Origin of the sequence: Winogradskyella damuponensis (genome assembly GCF_039538385.1) — a bacterium.
GTDB classification, from domain to species: domain Bacteria; phylum Bacteroidota; class Bacteroidia; order Flavobacteriales; family Flavobacteriaceae; genus Winogradskyella; species Winogradskyella damuponensis.
In genome coordinates this window covers 25,569-45,016 of sequence record NZ_BAABCB010000006.1, presented here as the reverse complement: position 1 = coordinate 45,016, position 19,448 = coordinate 25,569, and the positions used below count along the sequence as shown (strand labels likewise).

Here is a 19,448-nt window from a genome sequence, read left to right as displayed (position 1 = left end):
AAGGCTTACAATTTCAAGTAAAAATACGCAATTCGCATAGACATCACTTTTATAAAGCGTATTAAATTTAGTTTTAATGAGTTGTGAGTTATAACTCTATTCCAAAAAATAATTGAACTGACATATATCATTGTTTATGTGTGGTGAGCTATTTAATTTTATGAATAAATAATAAAAACGCTCATTATGCTATCTATTCTTCTTCCGACAGATTTTTCAGAAAATTCAATGAATGCAATTAGGTATGCATTAGAATTTTTTAAATATCAAAAGACAACATTTTACTTTATGCATGCGTATCAAAATGAATTTTACGATCATGAAGAACTAAGATCTCGTGATGTCTTTGATGATGTTTTAGATAAAGTTAAAACAGCCTCTCAAAATAATTTAGATATTCTGCTCGATAAAGTAAAAGAAATAGCACCAAATCCAAGGTTTACATTTCATACCATTTCTGCTTACAATACGCTTGTAGAAGAGGTTAATCTTATTGCTGACGGAAAACAAATAGACTTGATTGTGATGGGAACCAAAGGAAAATCAAATGAGCGCCATATCGTGTTTGGTAGTAAAACGTTTCAAGTTTTAAAATATGTAGAATGTCCTATTTTGGCTATTCCTTCTAATTATACAAACACACAGCCTAAGCGTATTTTATTTCCAACCAATTATATGATGCCTTATAAGCGTCGCGAACTTAAACTATTATCAGTTTTAGCTAAATCTTATCGAAGTAGTATTGATGTTTTACATGTTTCTACCAGTCATAAATTGTCTATTAGACAGGAAGATAACAAAGCATTTATTTCTAATATATTGAGTGATAACGACGTGAAATTTTGCCATGAAGAAAGTAGAAAGGTAGCAGACACTATTAAAACATATATCAAAGAAAAAAATATTGACATTATTACTATGGTAAATACACAGCACTCATTTTTAGAGGATATGTTATTTCCATCTAATATTGATAAAGTGAGTCTTGGATTAAAAATACCATTATTAGCTATGCAAAATAAAACACGTTCATAACTTATTAGAAACCCTTAGTCGAAATTTTATCATTTAAACAATATATATCCATTCAAAAACAATAAACATAAGCACATGAAACAGATTCTATTACCTACAGATTTTTCAGATAATTCTTGGAGCGCAATTGTATATGCTTTAAAGTTATATGCTAATGAAACTTGCACATTTTATTTTCTTCATTCTTGGTCTTTTCTAGAATCAACATCAAGAACGTACATTACATCAACTTATGTCGATCAATTAAAGGAAAAATCAATAAAAGAACTAAATGAGCTTAAGGGCAGAGTAGAGGTTGTCAATAAAAACCCAAATCATACATTTCAGGTTATTCATACTTCAGAGGTTTTACAAGATGCGATAGAGACAGCTATTAAGAAGTATAGCATCGATATGATTATCATGGGAACAAAAGGAGCTACTGGAGCAAAAGAATTTTTCTTTGGAAGCAACACTGTTAACACAATACAAAAGATAAAGCAATGTCCTATTTTAATTATACCTGATGGACTTGACTTTGTTGAACCAAAACAAATTACATTTCCTACCGATTTTAAACGCTTTTATGGAGATGAAATACTTGAGTTAATACAGTTGTCTAGCCTTTATGATTCTCAAATAAGGGTACTTCATATTAATAAAGAAGATAAGTTAACAGACTTACAGATTGATAATATGGGAGTACTAAAAAAATATTTGAAAAACAATGCGTATAGTTTTCATTGGATGCCAGATTATGCTAAAAAATCAGAGACAATACATGATTTTATAGAAGAGTTAGAAATTAACATACTTGTGATGATTAAATATGAACACAACATTATTGAAAATATTATTAATGAGCCAGTTATTAAGAAATTAGGGTTTCAGGTCACTATCCCTTTTCTAGTTATACCAAGTGCAAGCTGATAAATGTCATTTTATAACATAGTTGTGGATTGTATTTTGCCAAAAAATAACTACTTTTAGCTATGAAAAAAAATATTCTACTGCCAACAGATTTTTCCGAAAACGCATGGAGCGCGGCTATTTATGCACTAAAACTATATCAAAATTTAGATTGTAAATTCTATTTTTTGAATTCGTATAAAATGAAAGTGTCAACCATGTCTAGTTTTTCTAATAAGTTATTAGAAACAGTATCTAGTCAGGCCAAGGATGAGCTTAAAGAGATAAAGAATAAGGCAGAAAACTATAATACAAATACAAACCATGAGTTTGAGATTATTATAAGTTCTGGTGATTTATACGATGCTATAGATGCTTCAATTGAGAAGTATAATATAGATCTTATTGTAATGGGTACCAAAGGTGCAACTGGTGCTAAAGAACTTTTCTTAGGAAGTAATACGGTTAATATTATTAAAAAAGTAAAGAAGGCACCTGTGTTAATTGTGCCAGACAGGTATGATTTTGTAGAACCAAAACAATTAGCTTTTCCTACCGACTTTAACCGTTTTTATGGCGATGAGTTATCACCTCTAAAAGTTATGTCAGAACGTTATAATTCTAAAATAAGAATTATACATATTAACGAGCAAGAGAAACTTACAGATGTTCAAAACTCTAATTTATCACATTTAAAATCGTATTTTAAAGCGGATACATATAGTTTACATTGGAAGCCTGGTTATACAAAGAAAACCCAAGCTATTTATGATTTCATTAAAGAAGAAGATATTAATATTCTGGTGATGATTAATTATGAGCATAGCTTTATTGAAAATATCGTTAATGAACCAGTTATAAAGAATTTAGGGTATCAACTAACCATTCCTTTTTTAGTAATACCATGTACGAGCTGTTAATAGCAGATTTTTTATGCTAGAATTACAGGTGTTAAATAAAGTCACCTAAGTTTTATTTACCATAGCGCTAACAATTTTTAAAAACGTAACCATTTTATGTGTTACGTTTTTGTATTTTATAGAACTAAAGTTATAGTGAGTTGCTAGTTCGTAAGCTGTTATTTCTTTTATCTATTTTAATGGTGGTTGTAAGTGATAAAAAGCTGATAATCTTATTGTTATTTTACGGTGTTTATGACTGCTCTTAAAAAGTGAAAGTTTTATTCTTTTTTTCGACAAAACCTGGAGGTAAAGACGTGTTCTTTGCTTAAATTCATTTAGAGAACACCGTTTAATAAGCCATTATAATGCTACTTAATAAGTAACAATTAGTAATTTAGCATTCTAATTAAAAGAAAGGATCATATTTATGTTAACGTGGAAAGAAGTTATTAATTTTTCGGTAAAAGGAAACCCAGAACCAGATCGTAGAGTAGAAAAAACGGAAGAGGAATGGAGAGCTATTCTTACACCAGAACAATTCAGAATTACACGCAAAGCAGGTACAGAAGCGCCAAATTCAGGAGCATTGTGTAGCAGTTATGAGGCAGGAAAATACAATTGTGTTTGTTGTGATACGCCATTATTTGACTCTACAATTAAATTTGAATCTGGTACAGGTTGGCCAAGTTTCTCTCAACCAATTAAAGAAAATGCAATTAAATATATAAGAGATACTGCTTTTGGAATGGTAAGGGTAGAAGTACAATGTAATACTTGCGATGCACACCAAGGGCATGTTTTTCCTGATGGCCCAGAGCCAAGCGGATTAAGATATTGTATAAACTCTGAATCAATGGTGCTGCAAACAGAAAATCAATAAGGAGATTAAAAATCAGAGTTCAACTCATAATTAGAATTAAGAGAGTCTTTGGGCTCTCTTTTTATTGATATGAGTTAAACTAAAAATAAGTATCTATATAAATTGCTTGCAATTTGAAAAGTTCAAATGAATTAAAGATGATTATCTTTAGTGAAGAAATAAGACAATGACATTAAAACTCAACATAAAAGATAAATTTAATAAAGCACTTCCTGCAGACTCTATTCTTGAAAATTACAGAAGACAAGTCGAGAGAGCTTGTTTTTCGTTTGTAACACCTAAAATTCCAAGTCACCCTTCGTTAATTCACGTGTCGCCAGAAATGCTTCATAATTTAGGGTTAACAAAAGAAGATAGTGAAACTAAGGCTTTTTTAAACATAGTTACAGGAGCAAAAGTTTTACCTAATACTAAACCGTATGCCATGTGTTATGCAGGACATCAATTTGGGAATTGGGCAGGACAGTTAGGTGACGGAAGAGCAATCAATTTAGCCGAAATTGAACATGATAATAAGCATTGGGCATTGCAATTAAAAGGAGCAGGAGAAACACCTTATTCGCGATCTGCAGACGGATTGGCGGTATTGCGTTCTTCAGTTAGAGAGTATTTATGTAGCGAAGCCATGTATCATTTAGGTGTGCCAACAACCAGAGCTTTGTCTTTGGCATTATCTGGCGACCAAGTCTTACGAGATGTGATGTACAATGGAAATGCAGCTTATGAAAAAGGAGCAATTGTAGCACGTGTTGCACCATCTTTTTTACGCTTTGGAAGTTATGAGATCTTTGCAGCAAGACAAGATCATAAGACCTTAAAAACCCTTGTCAATTTTACCATAAAAAATCATTTTCCACATTTAGGTACACCTTCTAAGGCAACTTATATTGCGTTTTTTGCTGAGGTCGCTCAACGTACTTTAGAAATGATTGTGCATTGGCAACGTGTTGGTTTTGTGCATGGAGTAATGAATACAGATAATATGTCTGTGTTAGGATTAACAATAGATTTTGGCCCTTATGGTTGGTTAGAAGGTTTTGATCTTGGATGGACACCAAATACAACAGATAGAGAACATAGGCGTTACCGTTATGGTAATCAACCTAATATTGGACTGTGGAATTTATACCAATTGGCAAATGCATTATACCCTTTAATTGAAGCAACAGAACCATTAGAGGCTATCTTAGAACAGTATAAAACAGATTTTGATATTGAATCACTAAAAATGATGCGATCAAAATTAGGATTACAAATTGAAAGTCCATCTGATAAACTACTGCTACAAGATTTAGAAGACCTTTTGCAATTAACGGAAACGGATATGACCATTTTCTTTAGAAATTTGAGCCGTTTCAAAAGTGAAAAGCCTTCTGAAGGATTTGCTGTTATTGAAAAGGCATTTTATACTTTAGATGATCTTTCAGACTCTATAATAGAGCAGTGGAATAATTGGTTCCAACGTTATGCAAAACGCTTGCAAGATGAGTCGTTTTCAGACGAGGAACGAAAAGCGGCAATGAATGCTGTAAATCCAAAATATGTATTACGAAATTACATGGCGCAATTAGCAATAGATGATGCCACTAAAGGAGATTATGGGGTAATAGAAGAATTATTCAATCTTCTTAAAAAACCTTATGATGAACAACCAGAATTAGAAAAATGGTTTGCAAAACGACCAGAATGGGCAAGAAACAAAGTAGGTTGTTCCATGTTGTCTTGCAGTTCCTAATCAAAATATAAAAGAATAAATAAAATATAAATTATGACTAACTATAAAAAAGCATACATAGCAGGAGGTTGTTTTTGGGGAATGGAAGATTTATTCAGAACACAACCCGGAATTATAGATACAGAAGTAGGTTACCAAGGTGGTGAAAATGATAACCCAACTTATAAATACCATCCAGGCCACGCAGAAGGCATTGAATTAACTTATGATCCTAATGAAACTTCTTTTGAAAAAATTCTAGATTATTTCTTTAGAATTCATAATCCAACAACCGTAGATCAGCAAGGAAATGATAAAGGTTCTAGTTATCGTTCTGCTATTTTTTACCAAAATGAAGAAGAAAAAGCGATAGCCGAAAAGGTTATTGAATTGGTAAACGCATCAGGTAAATGGGATGCTGATGTTGTAACTACTTTAGAACCTTTTTCACCATTTTGGGTTGCCGAAGAAAATCATCAGGATTATTTAGTGAAGAATCCTAACGGCTATACCTGTCATTATTTAAGATTTGAAGAACCTTTCATTAAATAATTTAGAGAGCTTGAAAATTAAGAATAATATAGGATTAGGAACAGCAGCAATCGGTAGACCCGTTTATATCAATATTAAGAGTAATACCGCTTCTAGTGCCTTTTCACGACCTGAGTTTAAGAATAAGGGCTTTCAAATTTTAGAAGAAGCTTATGATAAAGGTGTCAGGTATTTTGACACTTCACCAGGTTATGGATTGGCAGAAGAATTACTAGTTAATTGGTTAAAAATAAAGAAAGACCCAAGCATTCAAGTATCTACAAAATGGGGTTATACTTATGTGGCAGATTTTAATCCTGATGCAAAAGTACATGAGGTTAAAGAGCATTCAATTGATAAACTAAATACACAATGGGAATACTCTAAACAACTATTACCATACCTTAAAGTATATCAAATTCATTCTGCAACTTTAGATACTGGAGTTCTTGAAAATACAGAAGTTCTAAAACGTTTGCATGAATTAAAAAAGGAAAATAATCTCACTATTGGGTTGTCTACTACAGGAGCCAATCAAACCGAAGTTTTAGAAAAAGCCTTATCAATTCAAGTTGAAAATGAAGCTTTATTTCAATCTTTTCAATGCACTTATAATATTTTGGATCAAAGCGTTTTTAAATATGCAGAAGCTTTAAAAAAACTATCAGGACCGTTTATAATAAAAGAAGCTTTGGCTAATGGTCGATTAATTCCTAACGATAATTATCCAGCCTATAAGAACCTTTACGATTTTATGAATGGTTTAGCAAAGCAATACCATGTTGGAGTAGATGCCATCGCTTTACAGTATTGTATGGCTATTTTTCCTGAAGCATTAATATTAAGTGGAGCAAGTAGTGGTGAGCACTTAGACGCCAACTTAAAAGCAAAACAATTTTTATTAACCACTTCTGAAGTAGCGGAGTTAAGCACCTATGGAATTTCTAACCGTAAATATTGGCAAGAAAGAAAAGAATTGGCATGGAATTAAACTAAGCCTATGTAATTGAGGCTTACTTGTGATGTATAATAGAAAAACTATTACGATTAAAATATAAAGTATATAATGAAAGCAATTTGGGAAAATCAAGTCATCGCAGAAAGTAATAATACAGTGGTCATTGAAGGGAACCATTATTTTCCTCATGAGAGTTTAAATAAAGCGTTTTTTAAACCAAGTGATTTACACTCTACATGTCCATGGAAGGGTAAAGCATCTTATTACACATTAGAAGTAAATGGGAAAGAAAATAAAGATGCAGCTTGGTATTATGAGAATCCATCAGAGTTAGCAAAAGGAATAAAAAACCACGTTGCTTTTTGGAGAGGAGTAGAGGTCACAGAATAAAGCGTTGTAAATAGTAATGAAGCACTTTGAAAAAATAGGATTTGGTGGAGGATGTCATTGGTGTACAGAGGCTGTCTTTCAGTCACTTATTGGTGTAGAGCAAGTACAGCAAGGTTGGATTTCTTCAAGCGGAGATAATGCTACATTGTCTGAAGCGGTAATTGTAAATTATAATGCAGCTTTAATTTCGTTAGAGGTGTTAATTGAAATTCATTTGTACACGCATAAAAGTACATCGGATCATAGCATGCGCCAAAAATACCGTTCTGCAATTTATGTTTTTGATGAAATTAAAGAAAACAAGGTGTTAAACGTGCTTAAAACACTGCAATCTAAATTTAATAATAAGTTAGTTACGCAAGTGCTTCCATTTTCAGAATTTAAACCTTCAAGAGAAGCAATTTCAAATTACTATTATAAAAATCCTAACAAACCATTTTGTGAAACCTTTATTAATCCAAAATTAAAATTGCTTTTAGAAAGGTTTGGTAACTATACCGACATAAGTAAAACAGCACATTTAAATATTAAAGTATCATGAAAAGTAACAGAATAAAAATAAAAAATAATAAAGGCTATACACTAGCTGCGCATTTAGAATTACCAGCCAATCAAAAGCCAAATTACTTTGCCGTTTTTGCACATTGTTTTTCATGTACAAGTAATTTAAATGCAACAAGAAATATTTCAAGAGCCTTAACAGCACATGGTTTTGGTGTTGTACGGTTTGATTTTACAGGTTTAGGTAGAAGTGAAGGAGAATTTTCTGAAAGTCATTTCTCAGCAAACGTAGATGATTTAATTGCTGTGAATGATTATATTACAGAACATTTTAAAGCTCCTAGTTTATTAGTAGGACATTCTTTAGGTGGAGCAGCGGTTATAGTTGCAGCATCTAAATTAGAAAATATTAAAGCGGTTGCAACTATAGGTGCACCAGCAACTGTAGAGCACGTAACACAGCATTTTTCACACAATATAGATGAGGTTGCAGATAAAGGAGAGGTGGAAATAAATATTGGTGGACGACCATTTAAGGTAAATCAAGAGTTTATTAAAGATTTTAGTAAAACCGATTTGCCTACGATAACAAAAAACCTACGCAAACCCATACTCATAATGCATGCTCCTTTTGATAAGATTGTTGGCGTAGAAAATGCACAACAGTTGTATTTAAAAGCAATGCACCCAAAAAGTTTTGTGAGTTTGCATGATGCAGATCATTTGCTTTCAAGTTCAAAAGATAGCACGTATGTAGGTCGTATGATTGGCGAATGGGTTAAACTGTATTTACCACAGTTAGAAAACAAAATGCTTAGTACAGAAGATGAACAATTAGTGGCACATCTTAATTTAAAAGAGAATAATTTTACAACGCAGCTTCAAACTAAAAATCACACTTTTGTTGGCGACGAGCCTGCTAGTGTTGGTGGAGACGATTTTGGACCGTCTCCTTATGAATATTTAAATGCAGCTATTGCCACATGCACGGCTATGACTTTAAAGTTGTATGCAGAGCGAAAGAAATGGGATTTGCAGGAAGTCTTTGTGTATATTTCTCATGCACGTAAACATAGTGACGAATTAATGTTAGATATTGAAAAACCAGGGTATTTAGACCATATTTCTAAACGTTTAAAATTTGTTGGAAATTTAGACGACAAGCAGAAACAACGCTTAAAGGAAATTGCTTCTAAGTGTCCTGTTCATAAAACAGTAGCTAGCGAAGTAATATTTGACACTAAAATAATAGAATCATAGTTTGGATACAACAGCCTTAATTACAAAGTTTAAAACAACAAGAAATGCAACAGAAGAGATTTGTAAACCTCTAGAAATCGAAGATTATTCGGTTCAGCCTATTGTAGATGTATCGCCACCTAAATGGCATTTAGCACATAGCACATGGTTTTTTGAGCAGTTTGTTCTTAAAGCTTTCAAAAAAGGGTATACCGTTTTTAATGATGATTTTGCTTACCTTTTTAATAGTTACTACAATAATGCAGGCGAACGTGTATTGAGACCAAATAGAGGTTTAATGACGCGACCAACTGTAAAAGAGGTTTACGCTTATCGTAAGTTTGTAACGCAAAATGTTATTGATTTATTAACTGAAAATAGCTCGGAAGTCTTATTAGAATTGCTTGAAATAGGTATTAATCACGAGCAGCAACATCAAGAACTGTTGGCTTATGATATTAAATATATTTTAGGACATCAACCTACATTCCCTAAATACGATGCTCATTTTGTACTTTCAGAAGCACAGGAAAAACAAGAATTTATTTCTATTGAAGAAGGAGTTTATGAAATAGGCCATAAACGCAACGATTTCTGTTTTGATAATGAATTAGGCGTTCACAAAGTATATATTCATCCTTTTGAAATTTCAAATCAACTTATAACCAACAAAGCATATCTCGAATTTATTGAAGCTGGAGGTTATCAGGATTTTAATTTGTGGCATGCAGAAGGCTGGGATTTTATTAATAACAATAACATAAAAGCACCTCTATATTGGCATTTTACTAAGGGTAAGTGGCATTATTACAATTGTAATGGTTTGGAAGCGATTAAATTAAATGAACCTGTAATGCACATTAGTTATTATGAAGCCTTTGCTTTTGCAGAATGGAAAGGTATGCGCTTACCAACAGAATTTGAGTGGGAAGTAGCGTCTTCAAAATTTAATTGGGGCGCCTTATGGGAATGGACCGCAAGTGCTTATCAACCGTATCCAAATTTTACAAAAGCAGATGGAGCACTTGGAGAATACAATGGTAAATTTATGATAGGGCTTCAGGTATTAAGAGGTGCTTCTATAGCAACAGCAAAAAATCATAGCAGACACACCTACAGAAACTTTTTTCATCCGAGTTTACAATGGATGTTTTCGGGAATTAGACTTGTAAAATAATATGAATACACAATTTAAAAAAGACTTAATAGAAGGGCTTTCTAAAGAACAAAAAACGCTTTCGTCTAAATATTTTTACGACGATGCTGGCAGCCGGATTTTTCAGGAAATTATGAATATGCCTGAATATTATCTAACTAATAGCGAGTTTGAAATTTTGTCTTTACAGGCGAAGCAAATTATTGAAGCCTTAAATTTTAACGAACCCTTCAATATTATAGAGTTAGGTGCAGGTGATGGCTTTAAGACTTTTAAACTACTGGAATACTTGGTAAATAATAATATCAATTTTCATTATGTACCAATAGATATTTCCCAAGGAGCTATGGATGATTTAACAGGGAAATTGAAACAAAAATTACCACAGCTATCTATTCATCCAAGGGTTGGCGATTATTTTGAAGTACTTTCAAAAGAAAATATGCAAACCAAGATTCCCAGTTTATTATTGTTTTTAGGAAGTAATGTTGGAAATTACTCTAAAAATGAAGCTGTATCGCTTATGCAGCTGTTTAATAGTAATATGAAGCAAGGTGATAAATTGCTTTTAGGTGTAGATTTAAAAAAGAATCCTATAACAATTCAGAATGCTTATTTTGATAAGCATGGCATTACTAAACGGTTTAATATTAATTTGCTTTTACGTATCAATCGTGAGTTTGATGCCGATTTTAAAATAGATGATTTCGATTTTTATTGTCACTATAATCCAATAAATGGCGAAGTGCGTAGTTATATAGTAAGTCTTCGTAATCAGAAAGTAGAATTGAAAAAAATTAACGAAAGTTTCGATTTTACTTATGACGAGTTAATCTGGACGGAATTATCTAAGAAATATAGTCTTAAAGGTATTGAAGAACTTGCTAAGGATAGTAATTTTAAAGTTGAAAATCATTTTTTAGATTGTAAACACTATTTTACGGATACATTATTAATAAAATAAAAATGTAGAAAATTTCTTAATCAAAAGTCGCTACGTTTTAAGACCTAGTGTAATAAATAGAATAATTATCAATTTCATAGGTTTTTAGTACAAATCATATGTATTGGTCCTATATTTTTTAGGATTTAAACTTCTTTTAGTATTATTCCATAAGATGTAATTTAAAGAATATAGAAATTGTATTTTGCGGAAAATGACTACAACTAAAAAAAATATAATAAATGGATTTTACTAATCCTCTCGTTTACGGAGTTCCTTGTTTCTTGGGTTTTATAGCTCTTGAGCTTTCTTATAGCAAAACATTTGATAATAAAAACCTATATAAATGGAGGGATTTAGTATCGAGTTTATCACTGGGAATAGGGTCAGCAGTACTTGGTGCACTTTTAAAAACTGTTTCTGTAATGTTGGTTTTTAATTTTGCTTACGAGGTTTTTAATCCTATGGTAGACGGAGTTAGAACTAATATAATGGGATGGGAGTCCTTTGGTTATGCTTGGTATATTTGGGTAATATGTATGCTCTTAGATGATTTTTCTTATTATTGGTTTCATCGTCAAAACCATATGGTTAGAATATTTTGGGCAGCGCATATTGTACATCATTCTTCTGATAATTTTAATTTAGGAACTGCTGTTAGAAATGGTTGGTTTACATTGTTTTATAAACCCTTTTTTTATGTGTGGATTGTTATGATTGGTTTTCCGCCAGCAATGCTTTTATTTTGTTTAGGTCTTGAATCTTTATGGCAATTTCAGCTTCATACGCAGTATGTTAAAAAATTAGGATTCTTTGATAAGTTTCTAAATACACATACCATGCACCAAGTGCACCACGCTAGAAATATTGAATATATGGATAAAAACCATGGAGGTATTCTTAATATTTTTGATCGTGTTTTTGGAACTTGGAAAGAATTAGACGATGAAGTTGATATTGAATACGGAGTTTCAACACCTCCAAATTCCTATAATATCTTTATAATTCTAACTCATGAATACAAAAATATTTGGGAGGATATGAAAAAATCTAAGCAATGGAAACACAAGTTTATGTATGTTTTTGGTCCACCAGGTTGGAGTCACGACGGAAGTACATTAACCATAAAACAAATAAGAAACGAACAAGCTAAAAATGTTTCTAAGGTAAAGTAAAGCGCTATGAAGGCTTAAACTTAAACACTTGTTGATGTGTTTTTTTATTAAAGAAGAGTTGATAAAACTAGTGTTCCTACAATCCAAAGTATCAAGGATAATACACCTCCAATAATTAAGAAGTGTTTAAACTTATAAGCCCCAGTACCATAAATAAGCGTGTTAGTTTGATAGCCAACAGGAGTGAAAAAACTAAAATTAGCACCAAACATAACGGCTAATAAAAATGGTTTGATATCTAAATTCAAACCGCTAGCTACGGCAATAGCAATTGGTGCCATAATAATAGCTGTGGCATTGTTAGAAATAACTCCAGACATAAGCATAGTAATACCAAATAAAATACCTAAAACTACCATTGGAGTTTGATTGCTCATTAAAACTAATAAATGTTTAGATAGCCAAGTATCTGCACCACTATTAGACATGGCAATGCCCAATGGAATCATTCCTGCTAATAAAAAAATAATTTGCCAATTGACTTTTTGGTAAACGCTTTCTAACTGAATTATATTAGTTAAGAGCATGGCAGAAACACCAACAAGGGAGGCCGTTAGTATACTTAAAATGCTGGTTGCAGCTAGAGTAATGACTCCTAATAAAATAAAGAGCGCCATTGTTCTTTTAGATTTAGAAACATTGGGTTTAAACTCGTGTTCGTTTAGTATAGCAATATTTTTAATATTATATAAGTCTGAAATTTTATGCTCTTGCATTTCAAGTAGTATACGATCACCAGGCTTAAGATTGATGTCTTTTATGTTTTTACGTAATAAACGTTCTTTTGTATTTCTTATGTTTCTTCGCTTTTTTATAGCAATAGGATAAGCTCCTTGAAAAGACATACGACGTAAACCTCTTAATGTTTTACCAATAAGGTTGGAACCAGGAAGTATAAGAGTTTCTACATAGGTCATATCGTATTCAGAAGTAGCTTTGTCAGAATTTTGAGTTTGTTGTTTTTGTCGTTTTTCATTTAATACAAAACCATTTCTTTTCATAAATGGTTGAAAATTTTCCAAGTTGCTCATTAATACTAAACTATCGTTAGCTAATAGCTTTATGTATTTTCCAGGGTTGTTTATAACTTGGTTATTTCGAATTAGCTTTAAGATTTTTGCATCTTCATTATTAAAAAAATCAATATCACCTAATCTTTCGCCAATTAACGGTGCATCCTTAGTCACTTTAACTGTAAAAACATAAGATTCAATATTGTAATCTTTAGATAAATTGCTTTGTTTTTTCTTTGGCAAAAAGGGAGAAGCAATCGTCATAATTACCAATCCAATTATAAAGAAAACAAGACCATATAAAGAGAATTCAAAGAAACTAAAAGCTTCAATACCATGTTTTTTTGCAATAGAATTCACTAATAAATTAGTAGAAGTACCCATTAAAGTACAGCTTCCACCCAATATACCAGCAAAAGAAATAGGCATTAACAAACGCGATGATGAAAACCCGTATTTTTCAGATAGTTGATTAACTATTTTTATAAAGATAATTACAACTGCAGTTGTACTTATAAAAGCTGAAATACTCGCTGATATAACCATAAATGCAGGTGTGAGTAAAATAAGAGGAAGGATGCTTAATTTTTTAATACCGTCAGATATTAGTTGTATTACACCATTTTCTTCAAGGCCAACAGCTAAAATCATTAAGGCTAATATGGTAATTGTAGCTGGGTTAGCAAAACCACTAATAGCTTCCTCAGGAGTAGCTAATTGTGATAACACTAAAGCAACAATAATAAAGAACGAAATTTTATCTACAGGAAAGAATTCAGTAATAAAAAGCAGAATACTAACACCAATAATCGCAAAAACCAATATAATAGGTAATTCCATAAAAAGTAATGCGTTAAATTAATTGTCTTTTACTTATTGGTCTCATTCACTTTGCCATAATAAGTTTAAACATAAGTTGGGGATACTAAAGATAGTTATCAATTAAGTAAGTTTTGTAACTTAATTAGTAATATTTTTATCTCATTTAGAAGGCGTTAGAGCCACCAAAATAGTCTCTTTAAAATATTTATTTAAGGTATTTTCATTACTGTTTGAGTTAAGTGATTTCAAAATCTAAGCTTAAGTTTGTGTACTATTTTAGAATCTCATTTATATGAAACAATCTTTTTTTACAATTGTAAGTTTTCTTTTTATCGTTTTTACAGCTTCAGAAGTTAATTCGCAAAGCTATACAAAACAAGAGTTAAGAGATTCGATTGCAAAGCTGCCTTATTTTTCAATTCATAAAGACAATTATTTTATTACTGGAGTACCAACAAATAAAACCATTAATAAGAATACGGCAAACGCAAAGTATCAGATTAGTTTTAAACAAATTCTAACCAGAAGTCGCTTACCTTTAGATACTTATTTGTTTATGACTTATACGCAACGGTCTTTTTGGAACATTTATAAAGAATCTTTTCCTTTTAGTGATATTAATTTTAACCCGTCAATTGCTTTAGGAAAGGCTTTTTTTGATAAAAATGATAAATTAAAAGGTATAGCCAATCTTTCGTTTGAACATGAGTCTAATGGTAGAGATAGTATTTTTTCTAGAAGTTGGAACCGTTTAAGCTTAGAATACACAACTAATGTTGCTAAAAACACCATTGGTAGGTTTAAAGTATGGGTGCCTTTTGGTTACAAGGAAGGAAATCCAGATTTATTAGAATACACAGGCTTAGGACAGATTAATCTTTCGCACATTATAAAGCCTGATAAGTTTTTTTTCGATGTAAGAGTTAGAAAAGGTCTAAATTTTGATCTAAAAGGATCAATTAGAACACGTGTTTATTTTAATCCATTTGATAATAATATCTCCAATCAATACTTAATGCTCGAATGGTTTTTAGGGCAAGCAGAGGGGATGTTAAACTATAAACAATCGCAAAGCATGATTAGAATAGGATATGTTATTAGAACCAATGAGTTTAGGTGGTTAGGAGGTAAATAGTAAATTTAGTTTCCTTTTATTCTCTCCCATAAATCTTGCATTAATTTTTTTCCATCGCGTTGCGTTTTTTCTTGTTCTATAAAATTAACATTTCCAGAAGCATCTACATCAATGAAGTATTTAAACACAAAGTTTTGAGATTGAGATTCCATATTCAATAGTCCAAATCGCAAGTCGTTATAGTATAATTTATCATCTATTTTGTTAATGGTGTACCAACCTTCAGAAATAGCAATCATACGTTTTACTTTTTCGTTTTCAATTAGTTTTCCTAGTAGTTCATGGTTTTTAGGGTAACTTTCAAAGGTTATACCCTTAGTGTCAAAAAATGAATAATCGCCTAATAAGTATGCCTCTTTAGTTTCGACATTAGCGTTCCATAAAATGGTATTTAAAGGAGAAGGTCTAATATCTATTTCTTGGTAATTAATATCTTGGGTTTGTAAGGCGCTCTCAAAATGATTTAAAGCTGCGTCTTTTAAAACAAAGGTTAAGGCTAAATAGGCTGTGCTTATAGTTAATCCAATGCCGTTATAAAGTTTTCTTTTTTTAGATGTTCGTTTTTGAAACATCGTTAAAATTAAGAATACTAAAAAAGGTAAGGTGTAAAGTGGGTCAATTACAAAAATGGTTTTAAAAGCCAATCTTATATCCAAAGGCCAAAATAGTTGTGTGCCCCAAGTCGTATGTGCATCTAATATAGGATGTGTTATTAATGCCCAGAAAAATAACCAAGACCAAGCTTTAAAGTCCTTATACTTTTCGTAACGAGAAACTAACCAACCAAAAATAGGAGCAAAGAGCACTGAAAAAACAATAGAATGAGTAAAGCCGCGATGAATCGCTAAAGCCGAAACCGTATCTGTAAAATGAGAAGCAAAAATATCTAGATCTGGTATCGTACCTGCGATAGCACCATATAAAATAGCTTTATTGCCTACTTTGTTTCCTAAGACAGCCTCGCCTACAGCTGCACCTAAAACGATTTGTGTGAGTGAATCCATAATTGGATGTAAAAATACACTTTCTAATACAGAAAATTAGTATAATTTTTATAGTGCTTTTAAGCAGCATTGTAACATTAGTTACCTAAGTATTTCGTATTCCTTAGTATCTTTATTTAAACTAAATTTATATGAAAAATTTTATTGGATTTCTTGTGTTAATTATAACTTTAGTGGGTTGCAACTCAAGTCATAAAACTAAAGACACATATAGTAGTACTGATAAATCGAGTGCAGCAACAGAGCATCCTGGTAAAAAGTTAATGGAAGCAAATTGTTATGTGTGTCATAATCCTACCGCAACGCAAGCAGATAGAATTGGTCCACCGATGATTGCCATTAAAAAACATTATATTAATAGTGAAACGAGTAAAGAAGATTTTATTGCTTCAATGCAAGCTTGGATTAAAAACCCCAATGTAGAGGATGCTAAAATGTATGGAGCTGTCAAACGATTTGGTGTGATGCCTAAACAAGCATTTGCAGAGAAAACTATAGAACAGATTGCAGATTATATGTATGATTATAATATAGAACAACCAGAATGGTTTGAAGAGCATTTCAATGAAGAACGAGGTAAAGGCATGGGTGATGGTAAAGGCATGGGAAATGGAAATGGTAAAAAACAGGGTATGCAACAAGCCCAAACTAATTTTGAAGACTTGTCTTATGGTGAGAGAGGTTTAAAGTACGCCTTGACAACAAAAGCCGTTTTGGGTAAAAATTTAATGGGAACCATTCAGAAAAAAGGAGTATTGGAAGCCTTAACATTTTGTAATGAACGCGCGTATCCTTTAACAGATAGTATGTCAGTGGTGCATAATGCTGTTATTAGACGTGTGTCGGATAAACCAAGAAATCCAAAAAATAAAGCAAATTCAGAAGAATTAGATTATATAAACACCTTTAAAAAGGGTATCGCTAATAATGAAGAGGCAAGCCCAATTGTAAAAGAATTAGACAATAAAGTAAAGGTTTATTACCCAATTACGACTAACACAATGTGTCTTCAATGTCACGGAAAACCTAATGAAACATTGAATGAAACCACTTTAACTAGAATTAAGAGTTTATATCCTATGGATAAAGCAATTGGTTATAATATTAACGAGGTAAGAGGTATCTGGAGTATCACTTACGATAAATAAAAATAAGTCAGGTATGAGCAAATTTTCAGAAATAATAAATCAAGATCAACCCGTTTTAGTTGATTTTTTTGCAGATTGGTGTGGACCATGTAAAATGTTGAGCCCAATTTTAAAACAAGTAAAAGAGGCTATGGGTGAAGATATTAGTATCATTAAAATTGATGTCGATAAAAATCAAGCTCTAGCTTCAAAATACCAAGTGAGAGGTGTGCCAACTATGCTTTTGTTTAAAAATGGGAAGCAAGTATGGAGGCAGTCTGGAGTGCTTCAAAAAGATGAGATTATAAATGTTATAAAATCATCTAATTAATTTTTAAAGATTGTTTAATATTTTTTCTTAGAATGACAAATGTCATGTTTAATAAAAAAATAAGTAATTATTTTTATGCCCAGAAAAAATAGATAATTTATATGATTAATTCTTCAATAACATTGTATAGTTGGACGAGTGGAGTGGTAATGATAATAATCTTCGCGTTAGTCTGTATTACCTTAGTGGGTATATTAATTAACTTTATGTCAAAGGGAAAACCTAAAGACGAAGAGCCAGAAGAAAGATAGTTATAACATATTTATAAAAATATAAGAAAGGTTATCTGTAATACAGATAGCCTTTCTTTGTATCAAAAGTTACTTAATTTCTTCTTTTTCATTCGTATTTTTATAGCTTAAAATTTGGCTATGGAAGACATGATCTTTTACGATAGATTGCAATTTGCATTTACTATCACTTTCCACTATATATTTCCGCAATTAACCATGGGATTGTCATTAATGATAGTCTACTTTAAATGGAAATTCCTTAGAACTAAAATTGATAAATATAACAATGCAGCAAAGTTTTTTATGAAAATCTTTGCTATTAATTTTACTATGGGAGTGGTAACAGGAATTCCAATGGAATTTCAATTTGGAACCAATTGGGCAAAGTTCTCAGAACTCACAGGTGGCATTATTGGTCAGACTCTAGCTATGGAAGGCATGTTCTCTTTCTTCTTGGAATCCTCGTTTTTAGCATTGTTCATTTTTGGTGAAAAACTAATGGGACAAAAACTGCACTTTCTAACTGGTTTTTTAGTCTTTTTAGGCTCTTGGGCAAGTGGATGGTTTATTTTGGCCACCAATGCTTGGATGCAACATCCAGTAGGCTACGAGATTTTAGATAATGGTAAATTTGTTTTAGAAAACTTTTCGGCACTCTTTACGAATCCTTGGTTATTACCTGCTTTTTTACATAATCAATTAGCGTCTGTGGTAACGTCTTCTTTCGTTGTCGCAAGTATTGGTGCATTTTATGTATTAAGAAATAAACAAACCGAATATGGTAGACTGTTCTTAAAAACAGGTGTTGTTTTTGGTTTAATCTCTAGTATTTTGGTTGCATTCCCAACAGGAGATTGGAATGCTAAAAATGTTGCAGAATACCAACCAGCAGCTTTTGCAGCTATGGAAGGGATTTTTGAAACGGAAGAAGCTGGAGCTGAAATTGTACTTATTGGACAACCTAATATGGTTGAAAAAAAGCTAGATAATAAAATTGCAGTACCCAATATACTAAGCTTCTTAACGCATCAGGATTGGAATAAACAAATTCCAGGAATGGATCAATTTAAAGAAGAGGAATTACCAGATAATATTCCTGCGCTTTACTATTCGTACCATATAATGGTTGGTTTAGGTACTATTTTTATTGGAGTAATGGCTTTAGCGCTTTTCTTTTTATGGCGAAAAAAATTATATACTATAAAACCTCTATTGTGGACTATCATGTTTTTAGTTCCATTTCCATATATCGCAAATCTTACAGGTTGGTATACTGCAGAATTAGGAAGACAACCTTACCTCGTTTACGGTTTATTAAAAACAAGTGATGGTATTTCACCAACAGTATCTTCAGGTAATACATTATTTACTTTACTTGGTTTTGTCGCATTATATATGCTACTAGGCTTATTATTTTTAGTCTTAGTTGGTAAAACTATTAATCATGGTCCAAAACCCCAAACACATTAAT

The 19,448-nt window shown here is 31.8% G+C and carries 19 protein-coding genes; 17 read left to right on the top strand and 2 right to left on the bottom strand.

Annotation, left to right across the window (positions count from 1 at the left end; all coding sequences use genetic code 11):
- Positions 1–186: 186 nt before the first annotated feature.
- The 13 genes from ABD730_RS04015 (at position 187) to ABD730_RS03955 (ending at position 12,312) form a co-directional block, all read left to right on the top strand.
- Positions 187–1,035: a universal stress protein gene (locus ABD730_RS04015; protein ID WP_215925084.1), complete on the top strand. Its 849-nt coding sequence runs from the start codon at positions 187–189 to the stop codon at positions 1,033–1,035.
- 75 nt (positions 1,036–1,110) lie between these two features.
- Positions 1,111–1,944: a universal stress protein gene (locus ABD730_RS04010; protein ID WP_334466757.1), complete on the top strand. Its 834-nt coding sequence runs from the start codon at positions 1,111–1,113 to the stop codon at positions 1,942–1,944.
- A 62-nt stretch (positions 1,945–2,006) separates the two neighbouring features.
- Positions 2,007–2,843, top strand: a complete 837-nt coding sequence (locus ABD730_RS04005; RefSeq protein WP_344712757.1) for a universal stress protein — start codon at positions 2,007–2,009, stop codon at positions 2,841–2,843.
- A gap of 409 nt (positions 2,844–3,252) precedes the next feature.
- Positions 3,253–3,705 (top strand): peptide-methionine (R)-S-oxide reductase MsrB, encoded by a 453-nt coding sequence (gene msrB / locus ABD730_RS04000; RefSeq protein ID WP_215925087.1) that lies wholly within the window; start codon positions 3,253–3,255, stop codon positions 3,703–3,705.
- Positions 3,706–3,871: 166 nt separating this feature from the next.
- Positions 3,872–5,440, top strand: coding sequence for a protein adenylyltransferase SelO (locus ABD730_RS03995; protein ID WP_344712755.1), 1,569 nt, complete (start codon positions 3,872–3,874; stop codon positions 5,438–5,440).
- Positions 5,441–5,473: 33 nt separating this feature from the next.
- On the top strand, positions 5,474–5,971 hold the full coding sequence (gene msrA, locus ABD730_RS03990) for a peptide-methionine (S)-S-oxide reductase MsrA (protein WP_215925089.1): 498 nt from the start codon (positions 5,474–5,476) through the stop codon (positions 5,969–5,971).
- A gap of 10 nt (positions 5,972–5,981) precedes the next feature.
- Positions 5,982–6,941 (top strand): aldo/keto reductase, encoded by a 960-nt coding sequence (locus ABD730_RS03985; protein ID WP_344712752.1) that lies wholly within the window; start codon positions 5,982–5,984, stop codon positions 6,939–6,941.
- 75 nt (positions 6,942–7,016) lie between these two features.
- Positions 7,017–7,298, top strand: a complete 282-nt coding sequence (locus ABD730_RS03980; protein ID WP_344712750.1) for a DUF427 domain-containing protein — start codon at positions 7,017–7,019, stop codon at positions 7,296–7,298.
- Between the two features lie 16 nt (positions 7,299–7,314).
- The gene (locus ABD730_RS03975) at positions 7,315–7,839 is read left to right on the top strand and encodes a peptide-methionine (S)-S-oxide reductase (RefSeq protein WP_344712748.1); all 525 of its coding nucleotides are present in this window, start codon (positions 7,315–7,317) and stop codon (positions 7,837–7,839) included.
- The gene (locus ABD730_RS03970) at positions 7,836–9,059 is read left to right on the top strand and encodes a bifunctional alpha/beta hydrolase/OsmC family protein (protein ID WP_344712746.1); all 1,224 of its coding nucleotides are present in this window, start codon (positions 7,836–7,838) and stop codon (positions 9,057–9,059) included. The genes ABD730_RS03975 and ABD730_RS03970 overlap by 4 nt, the downstream gene beginning before the upstream one ends.
- Position 9,060: 1 nt before the next feature.
- Entirely contained in the window at positions 9,061–10,215 is a 1,155-nt protein-coding gene (gene egtB, locus ABD730_RS03965) for an ergothioneine biosynthesis protein EgtB (protein ID WP_344712744.1), read from the top strand.
- Position 10,216: 1 nt separating this feature from the next.
- The gene (locus ABD730_RS03960; protein ID WP_334466736.1) at positions 10,217–11,158 is read left to right on the top strand and encodes an L-histidine N(alpha)-methyltransferase; all 942 of its coding nucleotides are present in this window, start codon (positions 10,217–10,219) and stop codon (positions 11,156–11,158) included.
- A gap of 221 nt (positions 11,159–11,379) precedes the next feature.
- A complete protein-coding gene (locus ABD730_RS03955; protein ID WP_344712741.1) occupies positions 11,380–12,312 on the top strand; it encodes a sterol desaturase family protein in 933 nt (310 codons plus the stop codon).
- Between the two features lie 47 nt (positions 12,313–12,359).
- Here ABD730_RS03955 and ABD730_RS03950 read toward each other — a convergent pair whose 3' ends face one another.
- On the bottom strand, positions 12,360–14,165 hold the full coding sequence (locus tag ABD730_RS03950) for an SLC13 family permease (RefSeq protein ID WP_344712739.1): 1,806 nt from the start codon (positions 14,163–14,165) through the stop codon (positions 12,360–12,362).
- Positions 14,166–14,439: 274 nt separating this feature from the next.
- Between ABD730_RS03950 and ABD730_RS03945 the strand changes: the two genes are divergently transcribed.
- Positions 14,440–15,282 carry a phospholipase A gene (locus ABD730_RS03945; RefSeq protein ID WP_344712737.1) on the top strand — a complete coding sequence of 281 codons (843 nt, stop codon included), beginning with the start codon at positions 14,440–14,442 and terminating at the stop codon, positions 15,280–15,282.
- A 5-nt stretch (positions 15,283–15,287) separates the two neighbouring features.
- Here the strand turns inward: ABD730_RS03945 and ABD730_RS03940 are convergent, their stop codons facing one another.
- A complete protein-coding gene (locus ABD730_RS03940; RefSeq protein WP_344712735.1) occupies positions 15,288–16,286 on the bottom strand; it encodes a metal-dependent hydrolase in 999 nt (332 codons plus the stop codon).
- 131 nt (positions 16,287–16,417) lie between these two features.
- Between ABD730_RS03940 and ABD730_RS03935 the strand changes: the two genes are divergently transcribed.
- From ABD730_RS03935 to ABD730_RS03925, 3 genes are all read left to right on the top strand, one after another.
- Positions 16,418–17,434 carry a c-type heme family protein gene (locus ABD730_RS03935; RefSeq protein ID WP_344712733.1) on the top strand — a complete coding sequence of 339 codons (1,017 nt, stop codon included), beginning with the start codon at positions 16,418–16,420 and terminating at the stop codon, positions 17,432–17,434.
- 13 nt (positions 17,435–17,447) lie between these two features.
- The gene (gene trxA, locus ABD730_RS03930; RefSeq protein WP_344712731.1) at positions 17,448–17,744 is read left to right on the top strand and encodes a thioredoxin; all 297 of its coding nucleotides are present in this window, start codon (positions 17,448–17,450) and stop codon (positions 17,742–17,744) included.
- Between the two features lie 371 nt (positions 17,745–18,115).
- Positions 18,116–19,447 (top strand): cytochrome ubiquinol oxidase subunit I, encoded by a 1,332-nt coding sequence (locus ABD730_RS03925; RefSeq protein WP_334466718.1) that lies wholly within the window; start codon positions 18,116–18,118, stop codon positions 19,445–19,447.
- The last annotated feature ends 1 nt before the right edge of the window (position 19,448 follow it).

Excerpts from the sequence above, each read along its gene's own strand:
- ABD730_RS03945 (WP_344712737.1), top strand. The coding sequence starts at position 14,440 with ATGAAACAATCTTTTTTTACAATTGTAAGTTTTCTTTTTATCGTTTTT.
- msrB (WP_215925087.1), top strand. The coding sequence starts at position 3,253 with ATGTTAACGTGGAAAGAAGTTATTAATTTTTCGGTAAAAGGAAACCCA.
- ABD730_RS03950 (WP_344712739.1), bottom strand. The coding sequence starts at position 14,165 with ATGGAATTACCTATTATATTGGTTTTTGCGATTATTGGTGTTAGTATT.
- msrA (WP_215925089.1), top strand. The coding sequence starts at position 5,474 with ATGACTAACTATAAAAAAGCATACATAGCAGGAGGTTGTTTTTGGGGA.
- ABD730_RS04015 (WP_215925084.1), top strand. The coding sequence starts at position 187 with ATGCTATCTATTCTTCTTCCGACAGATTTTTCAGAAAATTCAATGAAT.
- trxA (WP_344712731.1), top strand. The coding sequence starts at position 17,448 with ATGAGCAAATTTTCAGAAATAATAAATCAAGATCAACCCGTTTTAGTT.
- ABD730_RS03960 (WP_334466736.1), top strand. The coding sequence starts at position 10,217 with ATGAATACACAATTTAAAAAAGACTTAATAGAAGGGCTTTCTAAAGAA.
- ABD730_RS03940 (WP_344712735.1), bottom strand. The coding sequence starts at position 16,286 with ATGGATTCACTCACACAAATCGTTTTAGGTGCAGCTGTAGGCGAGGCT.
- ABD730_RS04010 (WP_334466757.1), top strand. The coding sequence starts at position 1,111 with ATGAAACAGATTCTATTACCTACAGATTTTTCAGATAATTCTTGGAGC.
- ABD730_RS03955 (WP_344712741.1), top strand. The coding sequence starts at position 11,380 with ATGGATTTTACTAATCCTCTCGTTTACGGAGTTCCTTGTTTCTTGGGT.
- ABD730_RS03980 (WP_344712750.1), top strand. The coding sequence starts at position 7,017 with ATGAAAGCAATTTGGGAAAATCAAGTCATCGCAGAAAGTAATAATACA.
- ABD730_RS03970 (WP_344712746.1), top strand. The coding sequence starts at position 7,836 with ATGAAAAGTAACAGAATAAAAATAAAAAATAATAAAGGCTATACACTA.
- ABD730_RS03925 (WP_334466718.1), top strand. The coding sequence starts at position 18,116 with ATGGAAGACATGATCTTTTACGATAGATTGCAATTTGCATTTACTATC.
- ABD730_RS03995 (WP_344712755.1), top strand. The coding sequence starts at position 3,872 with ATGACATTAAAACTCAACATAAAAGATAAATTTAATAAAGCACTTCCT.
- ABD730_RS03975 (WP_344712748.1), top strand. The coding sequence starts at position 7,315 with ATGAAGCACTTTGAAAAAATAGGATTTGGTGGAGGATGTCATTGGTGT.
- ABD730_RS04005 (WP_344712757.1), top strand. The coding sequence starts at position 2,007 with ATGAAAAAAAATATTCTACTGCCAACAGATTTTTCCGAAAACGCATGG.
- ABD730_RS03935 (WP_344712733.1), top strand. The coding sequence starts at position 16,418 with ATGAAAAATTTTATTGGATTTCTTGTGTTAATTATAACTTTAGTGGGT.